The 20060-nt window shown below is 31.6% G+C and carries 15 protein-coding genes, 2 pseudogenes and 1 riboswitch; of the genes and pseudogenes, 9 read left to right on the plus strand and 8 right to left on the minus strand.

All coding sequences use genetic code 11. The features are described 5' to 3' along the window. Positions 1–74: 74 nt before the first annotated feature. From Q3V31_RS26600 to Q3V31_RS26610, 3 genes are all read left to right on the plus strand, one after another. Positions 75–758 (plus strand): 4'-phosphopantetheinyl transferase family protein, encoded by a 684-nt coding sequence (locus tag Q3V31_RS26600; RefSeq protein ID WP_090814182.1) that lies wholly within the window; start codon positions 75–77, stop codon positions 756–758. 16 nt (positions 759–774) lie between these two features. Continuing rightward, positions 775–1497: a thioesterase II family protein gene (locus Q3V31_RS26605; RefSeq protein ID WP_090814183.1), complete on the plus strand. Its 723-nt coding sequence runs from the start codon at positions 775–777 to the stop codon at positions 1495–1497. Positions 1498–2030: 533 nt separating this feature from the next. Beyond that, positions 2031–2795, plus strand: a complete 765-nt coding sequence (locus tag Q3V31_RS26610) for an SDR family oxidoreductase (protein ID WP_329767520.1) — start codon at positions 2031–2033, stop codon at positions 2793–2795. Between the two features lie 517 nt (positions 2796–3312). On the opposite strand, the pseudogene Q3V31_RS26615 reads toward Q3V31_RS26610, so the two are convergent. Then, positions 3313–3450, minus strand: a pseudogene (locus Q3V31_RS26615) (IS6 family transposase); the annotation flags it as partial. A gap of 348 nt (positions 3451–3798) precedes the next feature. Here Q3V31_RS26615 and Q3V31_RS26620 point away from each other — a divergent pair. Further along, positions 3799–4431 carry an ATP F0F1 synthase subunit alpha gene (locus tag Q3V31_RS26620; RefSeq protein WP_090814185.1) on the plus strand — a complete coding sequence of 211 codons (633 nt, stop codon included), beginning with the start codon at positions 3799–3801 and terminating at the stop codon, positions 4429–4431. A gap of 176 nt (positions 4432–4607) precedes the next feature. Here the strand turns inward: Q3V31_RS26620 and Q3V31_RS26625 are convergent, their stop codons facing one another. Then, a complete protein-coding gene (locus Q3V31_RS26625) occupies positions 4608–4862 on the minus strand; it encodes a SunI/YnzG family protein (protein WP_090814186.1) in 255 nt (84 codons plus the stop codon). 244 nt (positions 4863–5106) lie between these two features. Between Q3V31_RS26625 and Q3V31_RS26630 the strand changes: the two genes are divergently transcribed. The 4 genes and pseudogenes from Q3V31_RS26630 (at position 5107) to xerS (ending at position 8845) form a co-directional block, all read left to right on the plus strand. Further along, complete coding sequence (locus Q3V31_RS26630; RefSeq protein WP_090814240.1) at positions 5107–5850, plus strand: M15 family metallopeptidase; 744 nt, start codon at positions 5107–5109, stop codon at positions 5848–5850. Between the two features lie 270 nt (positions 5851–6120). Next, a pseudogene (locus Q3V31_RS26635) lies at positions 6121–6255 on the plus strand (TIR domain-containing protein); the annotation flags it as partial. A 310-nt stretch (positions 6256–6565) separates the two neighbouring features. Next, entirely contained in the window at positions 6566–6781 is a 216-nt protein-coding gene (locus Q3V31_RS26640; RefSeq protein ID WP_090814188.1) for a bacteriocin immunity protein, read from the plus strand. Between the two features lie 987 nt (positions 6782–7768). Next, positions 7769–8845: a tyrosine recombinase XerS gene (gene xerS / locus Q3V31_RS26645; protein WP_000386616.1), complete on the plus strand. Its 1077-nt coding sequence runs from the start codon at positions 7769–7771 to the stop codon at positions 8843–8845. Between the two features lie 176 nt (positions 8846–9021). Here the strand turns inward: xerS and Q3V31_RS26650 are convergent, their stop codons facing one another. The 6 genes from Q3V31_RS26650 to Q3V31_RS26675 form a co-directional block, all read right to left on the minus strand. Continuing rightward, a complete protein-coding gene (locus Q3V31_RS26650; protein WP_000681820.1) occupies positions 9022–10116 on the minus strand; it encodes a phosphodiester glycosidase family protein in 1095 nt (364 codons plus the stop codon). Between the two features lie 160 nt (positions 10117–10276). Next, positions 10277–11605: a magnesium transporter gene (gene mgtE / locus Q3V31_RS26655; RefSeq protein WP_097872353.1), complete on the minus strand. Its 1329-nt coding sequence runs from the start codon at positions 11603–11605 to the stop codon at positions 10277–10279. Between the two features lie 277 nt (positions 11606–11882). Next, positions 11883–12050: riboswitch (M-box (ykoK) riboswitch) on the minus strand. An 810-nt stretch (positions 12051–12860) separates the two neighbouring features. Further along, the gene (locus Q3V31_RS26660) at positions 12861–14804 is read right to left on the minus strand and encodes an FtsX-like permease family protein (protein WP_097872354.1); all 1944 of its coding nucleotides are present in this window, start codon (positions 14802–14804) and stop codon (positions 12861–12863) included. Next, entirely contained in the window at positions 14776–15555 is a 780-nt protein-coding gene (locus Q3V31_RS26665; RefSeq protein WP_097872355.1) for an ABC transporter ATP-binding protein, read from the minus strand. The genes Q3V31_RS26660 and Q3V31_RS26665 overlap by 29 nt, the downstream gene beginning before the upstream one ends. 217 nt (positions 15556–15772) lie before the next feature. Next, entirely contained in the window at positions 15773–16768 is a 996-nt protein-coding gene (locus tag Q3V31_RS26670) for a VanZ family protein (RefSeq protein WP_088010121.1), read from the minus strand. 455 nt (positions 16769–17223) lie between these two features. Beyond that, entirely contained in the window at positions 17224–17469 is a 246-nt protein-coding gene (locus Q3V31_RS26675) for a hypothetical protein (RefSeq protein WP_097872356.1), read from the minus strand. 832 nt (positions 17470–18301) lie between these two features. Between Q3V31_RS26675 and Q3V31_RS26680 the strand changes: the two genes are divergently transcribed. Next, positions 18302–20026, plus strand: coding sequence for a peptidoglycan D,D-transpeptidase FtsI family protein (locus Q3V31_RS26680; protein ID WP_097872357.1), 1725 nt, complete (start codon positions 18302–18304; stop codon positions 20024–20026). Positions 20027–20060: the final 34 nt, after the last annotated feature.

Raw genomic sequence — 20060 nt, forward strand, 5'->3', positions numbered from 1 at the left:
GAAAATGAAATTGAATTTCTATAACGTATACATAGGAAGCCATCCTTTTAAAAAGGAAGTGATTTATCATACAAATTCATGCTGCGAAAATACCAAAGAATATTGGAAATCATTTGTTTAATCAATTTAGTAACTTGATTTCAAATGAGAAGAGAGAACGAATGAAGCGTTTATTAAATTTATGTGATATTAATAGGACTTTAATAGGAGATTTGTTAATCCGATCTCTAGTCTGCCAAAATTATAAAATTAGTAATGAAGAAATTAGATTTATATATAATGAGTATGGAAAACCTTTTGTTGAAAATTTTTCTGACTTTCATTTTAATATTTCACATTCAGGAGAATGGGTGGTTTGTGGCACTGCTAATTCTAATGTAGGGATTGATATAGAGAAAGTTTCAGAAATAGAGGCTCTTAAATTAGCAAATGAGTTTTTTTCAGATGAAGAATTTTATGATATATCTAGTATGAATTCTGATGAACAAATTAATTATTTTTATGATATATGGACATTAAAAGAAAGCTATATAAAAACGATTGGAAAAGGGCTTTATATCCCGTTAAATTCATTTTCTATAAAAAAAGAGTCACGAACTTTAATCTCATATAAGAATATACCTAAAGACTTTTACTTTAGACAATATAGCATTGAGGCGAATTATAAGATATCTGCTTGTGCAACAAGGGAAGAATTTCCACAGGATATAATAATTAAAGATATTTATACGATTTGCCAAAATATAAACAAATTTTAAAGTAAGGAGAAAATCAATGCAGAAGACTAAACTTTTTTGTTTTCCACATGCTGGGGGATCTGCGTTTAGTTACGCAAAATGGAAAAATTACTTTAATCCATATATTGAAGTAGTTCCAATAGAGTTAGCTGGTAGAGGGTATAGAATTGAAGAAAGCTTGTGCCAAAGTATGGAAGAGGCCGTAAATGATGTCTACACTAGTATAGTTAAGCAGATAGAGCATTCGCCCTATATTCTATATGGGCATAGCATGGGAAGTTTGATTGCCTATGAAGTAGCCAGAAAAATACAAGATTCTAAAAACGTATTGCCTGAATTTCTTGTTTTGTCCGGTAGAAACCACCCAAATAGTAAAATGAAAAATATCCGACATAATCTTCCTAACGAACAATTTAAAAGAGAAGTTATTGCAATGGGAGGTACACCGTCCGGGGTACTTCAATCAGAAGAATTAATGGGAATTTTCCTCCCAATTCTAAGAGCAGATTTTAAAATTGTTGAGACATATATTCATGACAATAATATGCAAGCATGTGATATTGATTTTCTTATATTTAATGGGGAAAATGATGAATTTACTACATATAATCAAGTAATAAAATGGGAGCAATACACAAGTAAAACGTGTACTTTTCACTCTTTTAAAGGTAATCATTTCTTTCTAAATGAAAATATTGAAGATATAGCAAATAGAATTATAAGAAAGTTAGATTCTAAAAGATTTTCAACTAGTTTTTAGAGTTTTTCTAAGTACAATCATGGCTGAGAAACCAAAAATTAAAGGTGAAAAATACAGGTACTGCTGGAATATCATTGAATGGAGTCATAGAAGCCTCAACGAAATGTTCAAAGGTAGGTAATGATGGAATTCTAAGCAAAATATATGAATTAACTTTAGTTTATTTAGGCTTTACCTGTAGGTGAAGTTTTCTTATCTCATTTTATTTTATCACCAGAAAAATGATCTTCTAAATTAAATTCAAGCATTTTTGAATTTAAACATGTCGTGCTTTCTCATATTGACAGTAATCGACTTACGTGGCCGGAAGAAAGAATTGCTAATTATTTGGGTAATACACCATTATACTTGATACAAGGTACATAACAGTTAGGGAACCTGTATGTAAAGCCAATGTATATGTGAAGTGAAAAGGCCGACTCTTATACTTATGGGTCGGCCTTTTTGTTTTATGGATATCAAATTAGAGAGCAACATTTCAAAGGGTATCTTGTGATATAACTAAGTAGAATTTTAAACAAGGGGATGATGAGATGAATAAATTGAAGGGGAAAGTTGCATTAGTAACAGGTGCTAGTAGGGGAATAGGGCGAAGCATTGCCTTACATTTGGCTCAAGCTGGTGCGTTAGTCGTAGTTCACTATAGTAAAAGAAAAGAAGAAGCAGAAAGAGTAGTGCATAAAATTAAACAAGATGGCGGTTCTGCATTTGCAATCAGTGCAGACTTAAGTACTTTTAATGGTATAAATTACTTGTATTCAATGTTGGATCAATCTCTTCAAAAACATATAGGTAATACTACATTTGATATACTTGTAAAGAACGCTGGAATTGGGCAGATTTTAACGTTAGAGGAATCTACAGAGGAGTCTTTTGATGAGGTTATGAATATTAATGTGAAGGCTCAATTTTTCATTATTCAAAAGGCTTTGCCACGTTTAAAAGATGGAGGACGGATTATCAATATTTCGTCATTTGTTACACGGGTAGCCTCCCCAAGTGTTTTTGCCTACAGTATATCTAAGGGGGCAATTAATACACTCACTCATACTTTAGCACAACAACTTGGTTCCCGTGGTATTACAGTAAATGCAATTCTCCCAGGCATAATTAATACAGAAATGAATGCTGAGACATTGGGGAATCAAGATGGACAAAAATATGCTGCAGGTTTATCGACCTTTAATAGGTGGGGAGAACCTAATGATATAGCTGATATTGTAGGTTTTCTTTCATCATCAGACAGTCGTTGGATAACTGGTGAGTTAATCGATGCAAGTGGTGGATCTTGCTTATAATGCTAGAGGAAAAGCCGACTTAAATTGAGTTGGATTTTGCAAATCTATTATTTATTTGTTAAACCAGTGAACTACGCACCACTTATTAGCTCTTACAATAGCCAACTTGAAATGTGATGGTGGCGTCACTGAGGGGACTGCATTTCCAACTTAGTGGCTTGGTGCTCAGCCGGCTGAAATTAAAGCACGTAAAAAATGTAACACATTAAACGCTTGTAAGAGTTAACAAATGTACACCGATTCAAAAAAGGATCTGCAGTAAGTAGCAGATCCTTTTTTGTTGTGTATCTATTATTTAATTGCTGTTTTAATTATTTTCCGGCTTTAAAAGCTGTTACCATTTATGATTTAAATAGTAAATAATTTAGTAGAAACTAACATCCTCTATGTAGTGCAGATTTTTAATATATTATAAAAGAAAGAGTAGAGTTGGTTCATGTAATGCTGTTAAGGGGGTTCTGGTGCAAAGATTGTATTTATTTGAAAGAGGTATATAGATTCCTAATGGAATCTATTCTTATGCAGCCATTCCGAATAGTTGATGAATAAACTTCACTTCATTTTGGACAGACTTGTCCCGTAAAATAAGTTGGCCTTTTTTAATGATATGCATCGCTTCTATTCCTGAAAGAATAGATTTAGCTGTACGAAAAGAGTTACAAAGGGCATATTATATATGACTAATATATTATGTCCTTTAATTCATTAACTTTTTTAAAGATTGGTCTTGATAATTTCAAATGTAGAAAGGCTCCCACAATTTATTATTAAAATAAATTAATTAAAATAAATTAATTAAAATAAATTAATTAAAATAAATTAATTAAAATAAATTAATTAAAATTAAAGCCCGCGAGCTCACATTTTTATATTCTAGGATAATGATATGCAAGATTGCATGTCTAAAATGGTTGCAATTTCACACAACCTGTAACTATAATGGTTACAGGTTGGTTGGTACCAATCAAATAAATACAATTATCATGAATGGAGATGTTATAGAATGGGTATGAAAAAATTAATCTTAGCAGGTGCTTTAGGGTTCGCAGCATTATCAGGAACAAATCTACCAGGATTAGAAGCAACAAAAGCGAGTGCAGCTTCTGTTGAAACGAATTTCTCGACGTTAGAAGGACGCGTAGTAGAAGTAGATAATGGTGTGATGGTTGTGAAATCTAAACAATACGAAGAACCTGTAAGCGTGTATATAGAAAATCTTTCGAATGTGAAAGTAGGAGATGAAGTAAAAGCGACTGGTTCTATGATGCGTAATTTTACGGAGTATATGGTTGCAACAGAGGTTGAGAATACGACAAATAAATTAGGTATGCATTTGAAAGAAGATGGCTCACCTGATTATGTAATTGGTGAAGTATCAGAATTAGGTACGATGGAAGACAGTGCTACTAAATATGTCGTAGTTGCGTATCCATCACAAAATGGGGAGAAAGACGTTATTGACGTGTTCTTAACAAAGGGACAAGTATTTAAAACAGGTGAGAAAGTGAAAATTGATATGAAGTATGTAGGCTGGGGCGGCATTTCTATTAATTACAACACAGTTGATCACATCGAAAAAGTGCATGAGGTAAACAATAGCACTCAAAATAATAATGATGTGTGGGTTTGGTCTTAAATTGATTAGTAATATCAGAATCAAAAAAGTAAGACGTTCTTATGTTGTAAAAGCTATACTGAAATGAGTATGGATTATAATATTCATTTCAATTAAATAAAGGAGAGAAGTCTATTCTATGACTTCTCTCCTTTGTTTAATTCGTACTTTGTTTGAATCTATTTATATGATCATATTTAAGCCAGAATAGCTTTTAAAATCGACACTTTGTTTGTAGTAAATAATACATAATTTTGTTTTACAGTTTTAATTAATATTCGGTCAGTTGTCCCATATGCTGTTCCAATACGGATTGCAGTTGGTTCTTCAACTCCCGCATAGGTAGCATCTTCGGTAACCTCAAGCACATCACGTAATGGGATTGTAACCTCCGCCAATTGCCATGAAATTATTAACTGTTCTTTTGTTTTTTTTACATCAATACCTAACATTATACCAAGACCTTTCTATAATAGAATGCTACACTTCTTATCTTATTATACGAATTTTTAGATTATATTTCTACATGGATGAATAGAACTGATATTTTAAGGATGTCAAAAGTACGGGAAGATATACTATCAATCTATTAAGAAATACGTTATGAAGAAAAGTTCACAGGGAATTAATATGGATTTGACATGGTTGAAGTATGATGAATGAGTAACAGTAGGCGCTGTAGGAAGGAAATGAATGATGAGACTTAAATTAGTAGGAACCTTAACTTGTATAGTAGTAATGTTAGGTATCTTTATAGTTTACACCAATATATCTATAGGTAAAGAACCATTTAAGACAAACCATGAAACAAGTGAAAACTCTATAAATAAAGAAAAAAATAGTAAGCAAAATGGGACTTCAAATAAGATAGCAAGCTCTTTTGCTAGTATACAGGCTGTAGTAAATAAGGAATATGGTTTACCCGAAAACTATAGGCCAGAGGATTTAGTTGTCCCAAATGTACCATTCTCATTTAGTGGAACCGTAGAAAAGAGTCACCTTCGTAAAGAGGCAGCGGAAGCGTTAGAAAAACTATTCTTTTTAGCTAAGCAAGATGGTATCCAGTTGAATGCTGTTTCAGGATTTCGTTCCTATGAGTATCAAAAAGGCTTGTATGCCAGCAATGTTAAAAAGAATGGGCAAGAGCATACGGATCGCTTCTCTGCAAAGCCAGGGCATAGCGAACATCAAACAGGGTTAACAATGGATGTTTCATCTAAAAGCGCGAACAATGAACTAGAGCTATCCTTTGCAAATACGAAGGAAGGAAAATGGCTAAAAGATAACGCACATCGTGCAGGATTTATCATTCGTTACCCAAAAGGTAAGGAGAATATTACTGGATATGCTTATGAGCCTTGGCATGTACGCTACGTAGGAGATATTGCTGAAAATATATATAAAGAAAACCTAACTTTAGAAGAATATATGAATCACTGAAAATAGAAATGAGAGATTAAACTGTATAGTAATAGAAGTTAGAAGTACTGAGTAATGCACTATAAAAAACCTAGTGTAATAAAGATATTTTAACCATAAGTACACATATTGTTAAAATATCGCGTGAAAGATTCTCAGCTAATAAGGATAGCACGTATGAGTAAGTATTCGAAATCATAGATAGTGTCGTTACAAGTATAGTATACTTTTATCGATAGTGATGTGAAAAGAAATAGGGCTTTAGTAAAGTAATAAAATAGACAAAATGCTGTATTTGAGCATGGATATTTAGTTGGGAAAATCGAAAGAGAAAACGTGGCAGCACTTGTCAAAGATACAGTCGAAAAACCAAATAATATATCTGATATTGTCTACATAACAATGGATAATTACGATGAGTGGTAAACGAGGTTAGTACGAGAATAAAAAAGCTCTGGCTATGAAATTGATATGAACAGAATTTGCAAATGATTAAATATGAAAAGGGTCTGTTTGTGATTAATCATCATATACAGACCCTTTTTACTATAAGTCAGCCACAAACATAAAAACTGCGAGCATGATAATCTAATACATGTATTGAGAATATTGGAAAGCTATAGGGGTGTAAACCAAAGGTAAGGTGACTTTTACGATTTAGATATTATAGTAATAACTTCTCGAAGAATGCACTTTAAACAAGAGATTCAAATTAATAATATAAGGAGTGAAAGGTATGTTTAAAGAGATAACAAGAGAAGAACTGATTATCCTGGTAGGCAAAATTATAGAATGCGAGGGAACCGAAGAAGAGCTTGATGAAATGTTAGAAGCTCTAGAAAGAAATGGCCCACATCCAGAAGTAAGTGATCTAATATATTGGAATGAAAAAGATCTTAGTCCAGAACAAATAGTAGATATAGCACTAGCAAATAAACCAATACAGCTTTAGAATTTGAATGAATCTCAAATAGAAAAGAATACTTGTATTATTGAGACGGGAGAAAAAATTAGAAGTTATATTTTAAAATCTATATTTTAAAATATATATTAAAATCACATTTAGCGGAATGCTCAGCTAAACCAAGTACAATATAAAAGTGCTAAAGGAAACACTTTATTTCGACATCATAAACAATCAATTTTTGTGAAAAATACAATCTATTTAGTGTTAAACAATTAAAGTTAACTATTTTGTATTAAAGTGTATTTGTACACTTGATATGTCTTTATGTCTTTTAATCAAGCATGTAATCAATATTAATATGTATAGTTGAATGAATCTGAAACTAAAAGATATTCAGATGCAAAGAAAAGTGAATGATGTATTTTGTTAGATGAGTATAAAAGTTAATACGAAGAGGTGAAAAGCAAATACATTAAACTTCGCACGAAATACCGATTTTACGAACAATAATAGAGTTATATAAAAAGCTAATAAAGCATCTAGGGATTTCGAGCTCAATTGCATGAATCTTAGTATATTGGTATGTATCTATATAATTCATATTTTATATAGAAATCATTAAATACTGAATTACTCAATGAAACTTTTTAGGGTAAATTACATTTTAATTTATAGGAGCTTTTCTTATTTTGATCTAATTAACTCCTCATAATTATGATTAAATTAACCAATTCATATTTGGTAACAACTTTTAAACTGTTTTTATATACTGATTTTTTATATGAATTTATTATGAAAATTGTTTTATTTTACATACTTTCACATTTAATTTTTGTACTAGTTTTATAGTTTAATAAAAATTTATTAATTGGTTATCTATAATTCTTATTAGAATGACTATTACTTTTTAATTTCGAGTGCATTTTAGTACCTCATAATTTAATTATGTAAATAAGTCTGTGTAAAAATTGAATTTAACGCGAACTTGTGTTCGTATTCTTTTTCTGTTATAGTATATATGAGGTGATTTTTATGGATTACAGCAAGCAACGTCAAAAATCCGTACATCGTAAAAAATTATACGAGAATCTAAATGAAATGCCCTTTTACATAGAAGAATTTGTGGAGTACAAAGAATTGCATGATGCCTCTCCCTCCACCCTACTGAATTATGTATACGATTTTAGGGTCTTCTTTAATTGGCTATTATCCGAACAAATTATTGAATTAAAGTCCATCAAAGACATATCCTTCTCTGATTTAGAGAATTTAAAGAAAAAAGATGTTGAGAACTTTATGAGGTTTCTAAAATTACAACAAAACATGCAGAATTCCTCTGTTAACAGAAAAATTTCGGCCTTAAAGTCTTTATTTAAGTACCTTACCGCCCTATCAGAGAATGAAGATGGAGAATGCTATTTTTATAGAAATGTAATGGCTAAAATTGAAATACATAAAGATAAAGAAACATTAAATGCCCGTGCAAAACGTATGAGATCTAAAATATTCCATAATGATGACGATCAAGAATTTATGAATTACGTTAAGTACGAACATGAAAAATCTTTAACAAAACATCAGTTGTTCTATTTCCTAAGGGATAAAGACCGGGATGTAGCTATTCTCTCCCTCTTTCTTGGTAGCGGTATACGTGTAAGTGAATTAGCCGATCTTCGTATGGAAGATATAAACTTAAAGGAAAGACTAATTGACGTGATCCGTAAAGGAAATAAAGAAGATTCAGTATGGATTACTCCCATTGCATTGAATGATTTAGAAAAATATATGGAAAGTAGAGATAACAAATACGCTCCAGGAAAAGAACTAAAAAATGTGTTCTTATCGAAATATAAACATACTGCACAGCCGCTTTCAGTTAGGGCTATCCAAGATATAGTAGAAAAATATACTAGGGCATACGGAAAAAGAATGTCTCCTCATAAATTAAGACATACATTAGCAAATAAATTATATATGGAAGAAAAAGACTCGTTACAAGTGATGCAGCAACTTGGGCATACCAGTCAAGATACGGCTTTGTTATACACTCAACTTGGAGAAACAACTATTAAAGATAGTTTAGGACGAATAGGAAAAAATAAAGAATAAGAGTTTAGCAATTTTGCATTGCTGAACTCTTATTCTTTTCCCTAATATAAACCTTTTCCTTAGTTATATATATTCCACTTTAAATATAATTTTATTATGTAAAAAATACATAATTTAAATTATACGTTAATCGGTATATAAAAACATTTCATATTACTTTCGCCTTTGATTTCTACTTAATGTGAAGTAATATTTGTATCAAATTTATAGAAGGTTTCGGGATTTACTTTTTCCCCATCTATTGTCATTTTTATTTTTTGTTTCGGATTTGCTGTTACTACCCAAGCATTCGGTAAATAACGATCTTCATGGGATAATGTAGAAGGTGAATTGATAACCTTCCCTCCTAAATATAGTGTAGCAGAAGACCCTCCATCCATAGCCATTGCATTTATTGCTCCTTTTTCATATAGAATATCTTGACACTCTTTTAACGTAGCTCCTATGCTATGTGTCTGCCTACCGTCTATCACAAGAAACATTAATGTGCCGTCCTCTTTTTGGGCCATAATACTTCGCGGAGCAGAACCCCAACCGCCGTCTCCTTCTGTGATCATTTTTTCTCCATTTACAATTAACTGTGGCATAAATCCTGCTGCGGAAACGACTTGTTTATCTAAGAGTTGTTGGGTAGAATAATTTCCAGTTATCATTTGTCCAAACTTTGTTAAACCTGTAATAATTGTAGGGGTATTTCTATCCATATTTGTATCAATAGCTTCCCCATTTTCTATTACTATTCCAGTTGCAACATTTCCTCCTCCCCTTCCTGTTTCATCAGCAAACCCACTTGCATTCACAGCAACAAGTGCATTATTACGTTTTGCCATTACGCTAATTTTTTCTCCTCTTTGATCACCCTGTGTCCCTTGATGGCTAACAAGTTTAACATTGAAAGGGTTACTAATAGTGATTAATTTTCCTTCGAAAAGAAAGCGACTATCTTTGTTACTTTTAATCGTTTCTACATCAATTTTTAATGGCTGATTTTTTAATTCTTCTAATCTTTTTCCTGCTATTTTTTTATAAATAGCCTCATCACTATTTGACCATTTTGGATGATTAATTCTATCTTGCAGTTTATCTAGTTCCTTTTGGGATAGGAATGTATATTTCGCATATTGTGGATGCTGAGAAGTTAGTATACTTCCAGCAATTGTTACACGAAGATCTCGGCCATAGTTAGTACCAAATAATATTCCTATGCCAATAAGCATGAAAATAGAAAAAAGAAGCAAAATTCGTTTGAAGATTTTTCTTAGATGTTTCATAGGTTTTTCCTCCGGCATTAATTACATTCAATGAATCCTTTAAGATATTATTTTCCTAAAGACAAAAGTGTTTGTTTCCCTCATTCCCGAGTTCCCCACTATGTCTTTGCAAGCAAAGCAAAATACTTATTCTACATTTCGTATTTATTTCAGTGTATATTTACAAATTTAATAACGTTTTTGCAACCATGAAATAAATTACTAATCCTGTTCCGTCAACAAATGTTGTAATAAATGGACCAGATACGACTGCAGGATCTAATTTTAATTTTCTTAGTATCAAAGGTAAAATAGCTGCGACAAGAGAAGCCCAAATAACAATAAATAATAAAGTGATTGCTACAACTTGTGCAACTTCTGTTCCAACTCCTAACATATAAGCACGAGTGAGCCCAGCTACCCCAAGTGCAAGTCCGAGAAGCATGCCAATTGCAAATTCCTTTTTTATTACACGGAAAATGTCTTTAAATTTCACCTCTCCAATACCGATTGCACGAGTAATTGTTGCTACAACCTGTGTTCCTGTATTTCCTCCAGTACCTACTAATAACGGTACAAAGAAAGCTAAGGCAACTACTGTTTCAATTTCGTCTTCAAAATACTTTAGTACTGTACCTGTATATGCTTCAGCAACAAAAAGAAGCAATAACCATGGTAGACGTTTGAAGAAAATGCTCCAAATACTAGATTCAAAGTAAGATTGATTTAACGGTTCACTTCCGCCTAACTTTTGGATATCTTCTGTAGCTTCTGCTTCCATAACATTCATTACGTCATCAAATGTTATAATACCAATCATTTCATTTTTCGCTGTTGTTACGGGTAATGCTGCTAAATTATAATTCAGTAGCTTTTTTACAACTTCTTGCTGATCAACTTCAGCGTGTACTGAAATTACCTCTTGAATCATGATAGTAGATAATATCTCTTCATCTGCTGCTAGTAATAACTCATGTATGGAAACGATTCCCCTAAGATAACCATGACTATCAAGAACATAGATATAAGATATTGATTCTACATTTTCTGAATGCTCCCTAATGTACTTCAATGTCATTTTTACTGACCAATTCCCTCTAACTGCAACAAAATCACTTGTGACAAGACTTCCTGCCGTTTCAGGTTTGAAAGCCATTAATTTTTTTACATTATGTTTTGTAATTTTATTTAAATACGCCATTAATTTAGCTTGTTTTTCCGGATGAACCGCTAGAAGTAGATCTACTGTTTCATCAATCGGTTGTAAATCTAGTAACTTTTTAGCTTTGTTTTCAGATAAGTGAATTAAGATATTATATTTTTCTTCTGTACTCAAATGTTGAAGGATTTTTGAGCTTTTTAATACAGGAATCTTATCTAGTAATATGACTTGATCTTCAATTGAAAACCGTTTTACTTCTTGCGCAACATCATACGACGGATGACGTAAAACTTTCTCTGCATCCAAATTATTTTGGGTTACAAGTAATTCATTTAATAATTTCTTCATGTTAACTCCTCCTTATATTGCTAAGGGAGACTCTAGAGTTTCATGAGTGGTTTTGTGCTATTTTATCTGTCTAAAATTTTTATTAGAGCATTAATAGTTACATTGCAATCAATTTATTATTTAGAACTACCTCCTTTTTGAATATAGACAAGATAAAAATAAATAACATTAAACAAAAAAACCTTTACTCAAAAAGGAGTAAAGGTTTTTTACAATACAAATAAATGATTATTAAGACAGCTCTGCAAAAATCCCAGAGGTGCCTTTCTATCAAATCGTATACCACTCCCTCGTTGAGTTTTAGCACTGTATAGCATAGGTTTTTATAACCAGCTACATTAAAAAGGGCCTTAATCCGACCGTTCCTGTTGACCCATTGGCGTCTCTCGACATTTTTGGGCAGCAGCGTTTCTCTATACAGGAGCCTCACCTAACAAAGATTATTGAATTACTTCAAAATTTAAACCAGAATTTAATATTTGTCAACTAACTTTCGATTCGAATCATAATAAATTCTTTTTAGAGAAATGTAATTCTACTTTATTGTAAATTTGAAATTCAACTTAAAAGATATAAAATTTATATACAATTAGTTCGAAGAAACGTTATAAAATATATGAAATTTCGTACAGGAAACTTATTGTTTATGATTAATTTGTAACTTTATAGCAAGAGTTGAATCATTAGTCATACCGTACTTCAAAAGAACATTCTTCAAAAATCTTATTTTATGATTAAAATCTTCTTTACTGTTTATCAAATTTATATGGTTAAACTACTCAATCAAATTATAACACGAATATATGTTCTGTTGCATATATTTGTAAAATGAATTCAGATAATTTATTAGAGGTAGGGCAGGAGTCATCATACCACTTTACGATAAATCAACCTTTTCCTTTAACATAGCCTTTTTCTTAAGCCGTTCCAAAGTAAACCTTTACATAAAAGTTTACTTTGGAGACGTCTTGTTATTATGATTAGAATTTTACATCTGGAATGAAATTCCGAATGCAAAAGTGAAAAATATGGGATTTCATTTTAAAAATTCATAATACATATTACATTCTGAATGTAGGGGGGTACGGCAACCATTCCTTCTTTTTAGATCCACTCACAAATGATTGAGTCAACAGTGGCAAGAGAATTTAGAACAAACACAGATTAGTCTTGATATATTTTTCAACATACTGAAGGTGCAGACGCAATCATATTTAGTGACTGAGCCTGCACCTTCAATTTTTAGATTATTTTTTTATAAATATGTTTTTATACATATGCGTTTTATATAGTGGATTCTAATAATAAGGAAATAAATAATTTGCATACAAATAAAGCTTACTAATACAATAATTGAGCTTTGAATAACGGACATTTCCCTACTTACTGTTTGTCCTAATTGATGCAGAGTAAGAAATGCAAAACTGCTGTGAACCATAGCCACTACAATCGGTAAGAAAAATAGTAGCATCATTTGTCTTGTCACGATTTGCTTTAACTCACTTTGGCTTAAACCTAATTTTGAAATCATTTGATATTGCTCTTGATCCCGTTCTAAATCAGTAAATAGACGGAAATATAAAAAGCTTAGCGTAAATACGAAAAATACAATCCCCACCATTACACTTGAGATAGAAAGTAATCCGTTTTGTTGTTTCAATTCAAGCCATCTTAAATACAAAGATGAAAACATATAATAATCATCTTGATTCTTACCAATAATCTTCATAAGTTTAGTAGAAACTGCATTCGTTTCAGACCAATTTTTAACGATAAAACCGTATATGGTGTAATCTCGAAGTACGTTTTCTTGTTGAGCATTTTGGACCTTATTATAAACAGCATCAGAGACAATAACAGGCTTTTCGATTAAAGATAATTCTGGGATATAAATTGTTTTTTGTACAGAAAGTTGAACCTCTATTTGACCATGTATTATTTCAAAAGTTTTTATATCCTCCGCACTTTTCTCGTTCTTATTTAGTCGTATTGCAATGCTATCATTTTCATTTGTTAATTTCTCTATTTCATACCCTAATTGTTTTGCATATTGATTATACGTAGATAGATTAATTAACGCCAATCCGTTTAGTGTCCTTTTAAATTCTGTTGCAACAAGTTTATAAGAAAATCCATATTCTTTTAATTGCTTCTTTATCTCTTCAATATGGGCTTTTTCTTGTATATTCCCCTTATCCGATCGATACGTAAATGCATATGGGGTCTCATGTTTTGCTAATTCTGGATTTCCAATAGCTGTACAAACTCCAATTGCTGTAAAAGAAACGGCAGATATAATTGTAACGATAAAGAACGTTCTCGCATTATCCTTCATTCGATACATCAATTCTGAAATAACAAGGAGATTGGTTCTTTTAAAGAATGTAGCTTCTTTATTTTTTAAAGTATATAACACATAGACACACAATTGAGTAAAGAAAAAATAGGTTCCAAATACAATTAATAAGACGCCCACTCCTACAAGTAGTAATAATTGATCTAAATCCATGTAATACACCGCGACGATACTGTAGTGAACGCTGGAGTAACCTGCCCCAAATAAAATAAGTACCAACAGAGATATCCAACCAGAGACTTTTGGCTCTGGTTTTGGTTTTTCCTCTGATTTTATGAGTTCTACAAGCTCATTCATTTTCACCATTTTTGATGTAAACAATGAAATGAGTAGAAATAAAACAAAAAAGGACATTGCTGTTACTAGCATTGCCTTTAATGGAAAGTAAAATGCTAGTGTTTGCTCTACTCCTAATAAAGACCCACTAACTAGTAAAAATAATTTAGAAAAAACCATCCCAAGTCCGATGCCTACTACTATAGAAGGGATTCCAATCAACATATTTTCGAAAAAAATTAATCGATGAAGCTGTTGATGAGACATTCCATGTAACATTAATAATCCAAACTCTTTTTTTCTATTTTTTAAAAATGCACTAACAGAATAGAAAATAAATAAGAAAGAAAAGACAAAGATTAAGTAATAAGATAGGTGAAATCCTATTCTCCCAAATGTACTCATGATGGTACTTACATGAGTCAGTTCGCCTTGTAGGTTCGGATGAAAGATAAGTAGTCCATAAGTGAAAAAAATCAATACCGCAAATGTACTACTAAAAAAATGACCAAGATATATTCGTTGATTCCTTAAAACATTATTGAATGCGAGCTGTCGAAAAGTCATGTTTATCCCCCCCTAACATAGAAAGACTCTCCATAATATTTTTATAAAATAATGGGCGATCATCATTGTAGCAAACTTCATTGTATAACTGTCCATCTTTAATAAAAATAATGCGGTTACAGAAACTTGCAGCAACTGGATTGTGAGTTACTAACATCATTGTTGCCTTTTCTTCTTTATTTAATTGTGTTAATATCTCCATTACGTCTTGAGAGGCTTTAGAATCTAGGTTTCCTGTCGGCTCATCTGCAAGAACCAATTTAGGAGAGTGAATGAGTGCTCGGGCAATCGCTGTTTCCTGCGCTTGTCCTCCTGATATTTCATATGTTCGTTTATTTAAAATTTCGTTAATACCTAATTTTTCCGAAACAGATTCTACTCGTTTATTTATTCTTTTCACATTCATGCCATCTAATACAAGCGGAAGAACCATATTCTCTCTTACTGTTAATGTATGCAGTAGGTTAAAAGATTGAAAAACGAACCCTAATTCCTGTCTGCGAAATAAGGCCAAATCATTTACCGAAAGTTGATATGGATTTTTATTATGAATGAATACACTACCTGATGTTGGCGAGTCAATAGTAGATATCATATTCCATAACGTTGTTTTCCCACTATCCGAAGGACCCATAACCGCAACAAATTCTCCCTCTATTATTGTTAAATTAAAATTTGAAAGTGCCATGTGTGAAACATTTCCTGTGTATCCTTTACTAAGATCTTTTACTTTTATTTTTACTGCTTTCATATGAGAAATCCCCTCCAAATTCACACAATAAAAATGAGATTTTATAGATGATGCCCCTTATCCCCTAAATCATTTCCGTACCCTTGCACGCACTATACAGATAAAGGCGAAGTCTTCAAACAGACTCCGCCTTTTCGATGTATCATGAATCACAGCCAGTACTAGTAGCCTTTTCATAATATTTCTTAAAAAACTTTGCAACAGAACCAAATTTACTTTATTTCTTTGCGGAAATAGGTTGAAGCCAACTATCTTTACCATTTAAGTGTACTTCAAAAACATATATAGGCTGAGAGAAACCTTTTGTATCAGTGTAGTAATCTATACTATATTTTGTAATGGATAATGTATCACCTGCTTTGAAAGATCCTATAGGATCGAAGTCTCCTTGTTTCAGTTTTTGAAATGCTTCCTTTGGAGAAAGAATTTCAACATCTCGAACATGTGATTTTTTTGTACCGTAATATTTGTAAACAGGCATTTTTTTCCCTTCGTCTTTTAACTCTATTGATGTTTTTATAGCAACTTGAGACATATCAGTTTTTGTAATGGGATCAATAGGCATATTTCCAAATTCCTTCATTTGATAGGAAATCATTATTCCGATTGCGACGAAACTTACTGTAATGGGAAGGTATAAATATTTGATTATTTTTGTATCTGTTTCATTTTTTTTCAAAAATATAAGAACTATGTTTAACACAGAATATCCTAGCATCATACCTAAAGTATTATGAAGTAAATCTGCTAGTTCCATACTTCCTCGTTGCAGTGTAAATTCAAGAATTTCAATCAATAAACTTGCTATAATTGAGATGATTAACATCCATTTTGTTTTTTGAAAAACCTTACTAAATAAAGGGAATAAAATTCCTAACGGAAAAAGCATACCTATATTCACAAAGATATGGAAGAAGGAAGTAAATGAAAATGTATTCCATGCTTTTTTATAAACACTAAGTACATCAAAGTCAATTGTTCTTGCAAAGGCCATATCATCTGAACGACCAAATGAAGTAGCTGATAATGCAAGGGAATAATATCCCGCTATTAAAACAAACAATATAATTTGTTTTACAGTAAGTTTTTTTTCTCTTTTACATATCTTTTTGTATACTACAAAATAACTAAAAACAAATACAAGTAGTAACAAAAATGTGAGTAGTATCATAGGAATCGCATAACTAGCGATTAGACTGAAAATAATGTTCATTTTACACCTCTGTTTTTATGAATATAATTTTGTACATATGCATTTTATATAGTGATCTCTAATAGTAATGAAGTAAATAATTTGCATGCAAATATAGATTACTAATACAACAATCGAGCTTTGAATCACAGACATTTCCCTATTTGTTATTTGCCCTAATTGGTCGAATGCTTTAAGAACTAAAACAACTTAATATCCCAACACAGATTTTCTCATGAATGTATCTGTTATTCATTGTAGTAGTTAGATTATTTTTCTCATATTGAATTACCTTACATTTTTCTTACACGCTCGTAATGTTTCTGAAAATACAGTTTATAATTCTCGGAGCAATGACTCTTTTTTGGGGGATATAGCAAAGTGGGATCTTTTATATGCAAAATACTATACCGAACTAGATTTCGGTATAGTATTTTTTGCAACTCATTGTTTTTTTTACCAAACACGTATAAAAATCAATAGTATGAAAGTAAACTACTAGATAAAAGTTTACTTTCGGTTTTATCAGAAAAACAAAGAGAACTTGTAGTAATTACTACAAGTTCTCTTTGAGATGATGAAACAACATTTGAATGCCTTCCGTTATAATGGTTTACTAGAATTTTATCATTATGAATAACTATTAATGCGGAAGCTGTACTATAATTAAGTTCTTTTATTTTATCTACATACGAAATTAATTGTTTATACTCATCCGTCATCTCTCTTATGCCTCCATATATATTATGTGTTTACAACAAAAAAGCCCACTTGTATAAGGGGGCACTGCGCTGCAAAAGGAATTACATTTAGCAAATGACGCCAACATGGGTTCCTACTGTCCCATGTCACCTAATACTATAGTTGATTCAACGTAATAAATAAAATCCTTCTTTTAATATAGAATTTATCTTTATTTTTGCTTTTCTATAACTACCAAATAGAATATACGTGCTAATTTACTTAAGTATATATTTCCTAAAGAACATTTACACTTCCCCTTTAGTAGAGTCAATGAAAAGGATGGTGTTTTTATCGATATTTCACTAGCAAAACAGCTTCAACTATTCTCTCAGGAATTACACCATCATTTATGACTTCAGATTCTTCAAAGGCTCGCAAAAGATGTAGAATTTATTCGTTAGGGAAGTAATTTTAAACAAGGCTGAATAAGATAAAGTCGTCATGCCGTTAAAGAAAACGATAATCTTCAAAAATACGGGCTGAATTTACATAAATAACTGTCAAGAAATATTTTTTTTGTTTTGGGGGTTCCTCAAAATATTAGCTTGATGGGCATAGGGTACAGCAGAGTAATTGATAATCTCCTTTCTTGTTTTTCTCTCTATTTTTTTGTTGCTTACATTAGAAAAGCTAAACTGTATAATAACTCATATTAAACTTATAAATAGACTTGCTAGTAACTTTTCATACTAATTATTCCTTTCTTCATGCTGTAATACTTAATAGATAACCTAAATAATAAAAGTGTTCCACATTTACAAAAAAAATAATTAACTATAAGATGAATTAGACTACATAAGGGAGGGTTATATGTTACATACAAAGAGATGGAGATTTTTTGCGGTTCTTTCTATTGTAGGTTTGATTTTACTAATTTTATTAAAAATCAACTTTATTTCAATTACTATCGCAACTTCTTCAGCTGAAAGAGGAAAAATATTTGATCAAAATGGTGTAATACTAGCTACAAATAAGAAAGTTAAGTCTTTATATTGCACTTCTAATGATGAAAGGCTATCGGATCATGATACATCAAACACATTAGCTTTTTTCAATCAATTTTCAAAAGAATTTCAACATGACATTTCTGCAGAGGACATAAATTCACAATTACAACAATCTTGTAAAAATCAGACTATGAATGATATACCGTTATACTCTGACATAAATGAGAGTGAACTTACATTCATAAACAAAAACAAACCCAATAATGTACTAATTAAAGATGAATGGATTCGATATTATCCTAAACACGAAATTGGTTCACAGCTAATTGGGTATGTAGAAAATGACCTTAATTCTAAGTATGGACCTGTTGGGAAAAGTGGGATTGAGCTGCAATATGAGAATGATTTAAAAGGAAAATCCGGAAAAACTCTGATTTTTAAAATGAATAATAAAAAGTTCTTATGGAATATTCAAAAAGTACAAAAAGGAAAAGATATCCGGCTAGCTTTAGACTCGAAATTGCAGCAAAAAACAGAGGAAGCATTAAGATCTCAAATTAAGAAATTACCTGATGTTAAAGCTGGTTATGTTGTAATAACCGATGTAAAAACTGGCGCAATTTTAACTATGGCCAACTCGGCAGTATTTAATCCAAATGCATTAAATACACATGTATCATCTAAAAATAAAAACTTTAAATCACTTTCGCAAAATAAGGCAGTTCAAAAATTAAAGTATGGTGAATCTTATGTGAATATGGCCTCTACTATAAAGCCTCTTACTATTTTAATTGGATTAAACGAAAAGCTTTTTCAACCCGAAGATACTTATTTAGATAAGGGTACTTTTCAGTATGATAATCAAAATAACATTACGAATGCACCTGGAACGCCAACAGGTGAGATTACACCGAGGCAGGCTATCATTAATTCATCTAACACCTTTATGACAGCAAAAGTAGCTCTGCCCTTATTCAACCAAAATAATGGGAATATAGAAAAAGTGGCACAAATATGGACAGATTATTTAATGCAATTCGGCCTACGTTCTAAAACCGGGATTGATTTACCCTTTGAAGAAGACGGACAATATGAATTCCATCCATCTAATAAGTTTGAAAAGGGAATCTCCGCTCTATTAAATGCCTCTTCGGGAGGAAATGAAGTGCATACCCCTCTTCAACTCGCTCAATATGCAGCAACTTTGGCAAGTAAAGGTGATAAATATAAACCTCAAATTGTAAGTGCTATTATTGGTCAGGACGGTATGGAAACAAAAAAGTTTAAACCAATTTTAGAAAGTTCAAATCGTTATCCTATGGAATTTTGGAGTGTCGTGCAAGGTGGAATGAGTCAACATATAGAGGAGATTAAAAATTTACCCTTTCATGTCGCAGGTAAAACGGGTAGTACAGGTTCTCCGAATGAGCAAGAAAGAATGATAAATCATTCTCTTTTCATTTCATATGCTCCTACCGAAAATCCACAAATCGCAATTTCTGTCGTTATTCCTGGTAGTAATTCAGAAAAAAACATCGCTGCTCTCGTTACAGCAGAAGTTTTAGAGTTCTGGCATACACTTCAATAAGAAAATAAAAACAAAGAGGAAGGTTCATTAAAGT

Origin of the sequence: Bacillus nitratireducens, assembly GCF_036320425.1 — a bacterium.
Lineage (GTDB): Bacteria > Bacillota > Bacilli > Bacillales > Bacillaceae_G > Bacillus_A > Bacillus_A nitratireducens.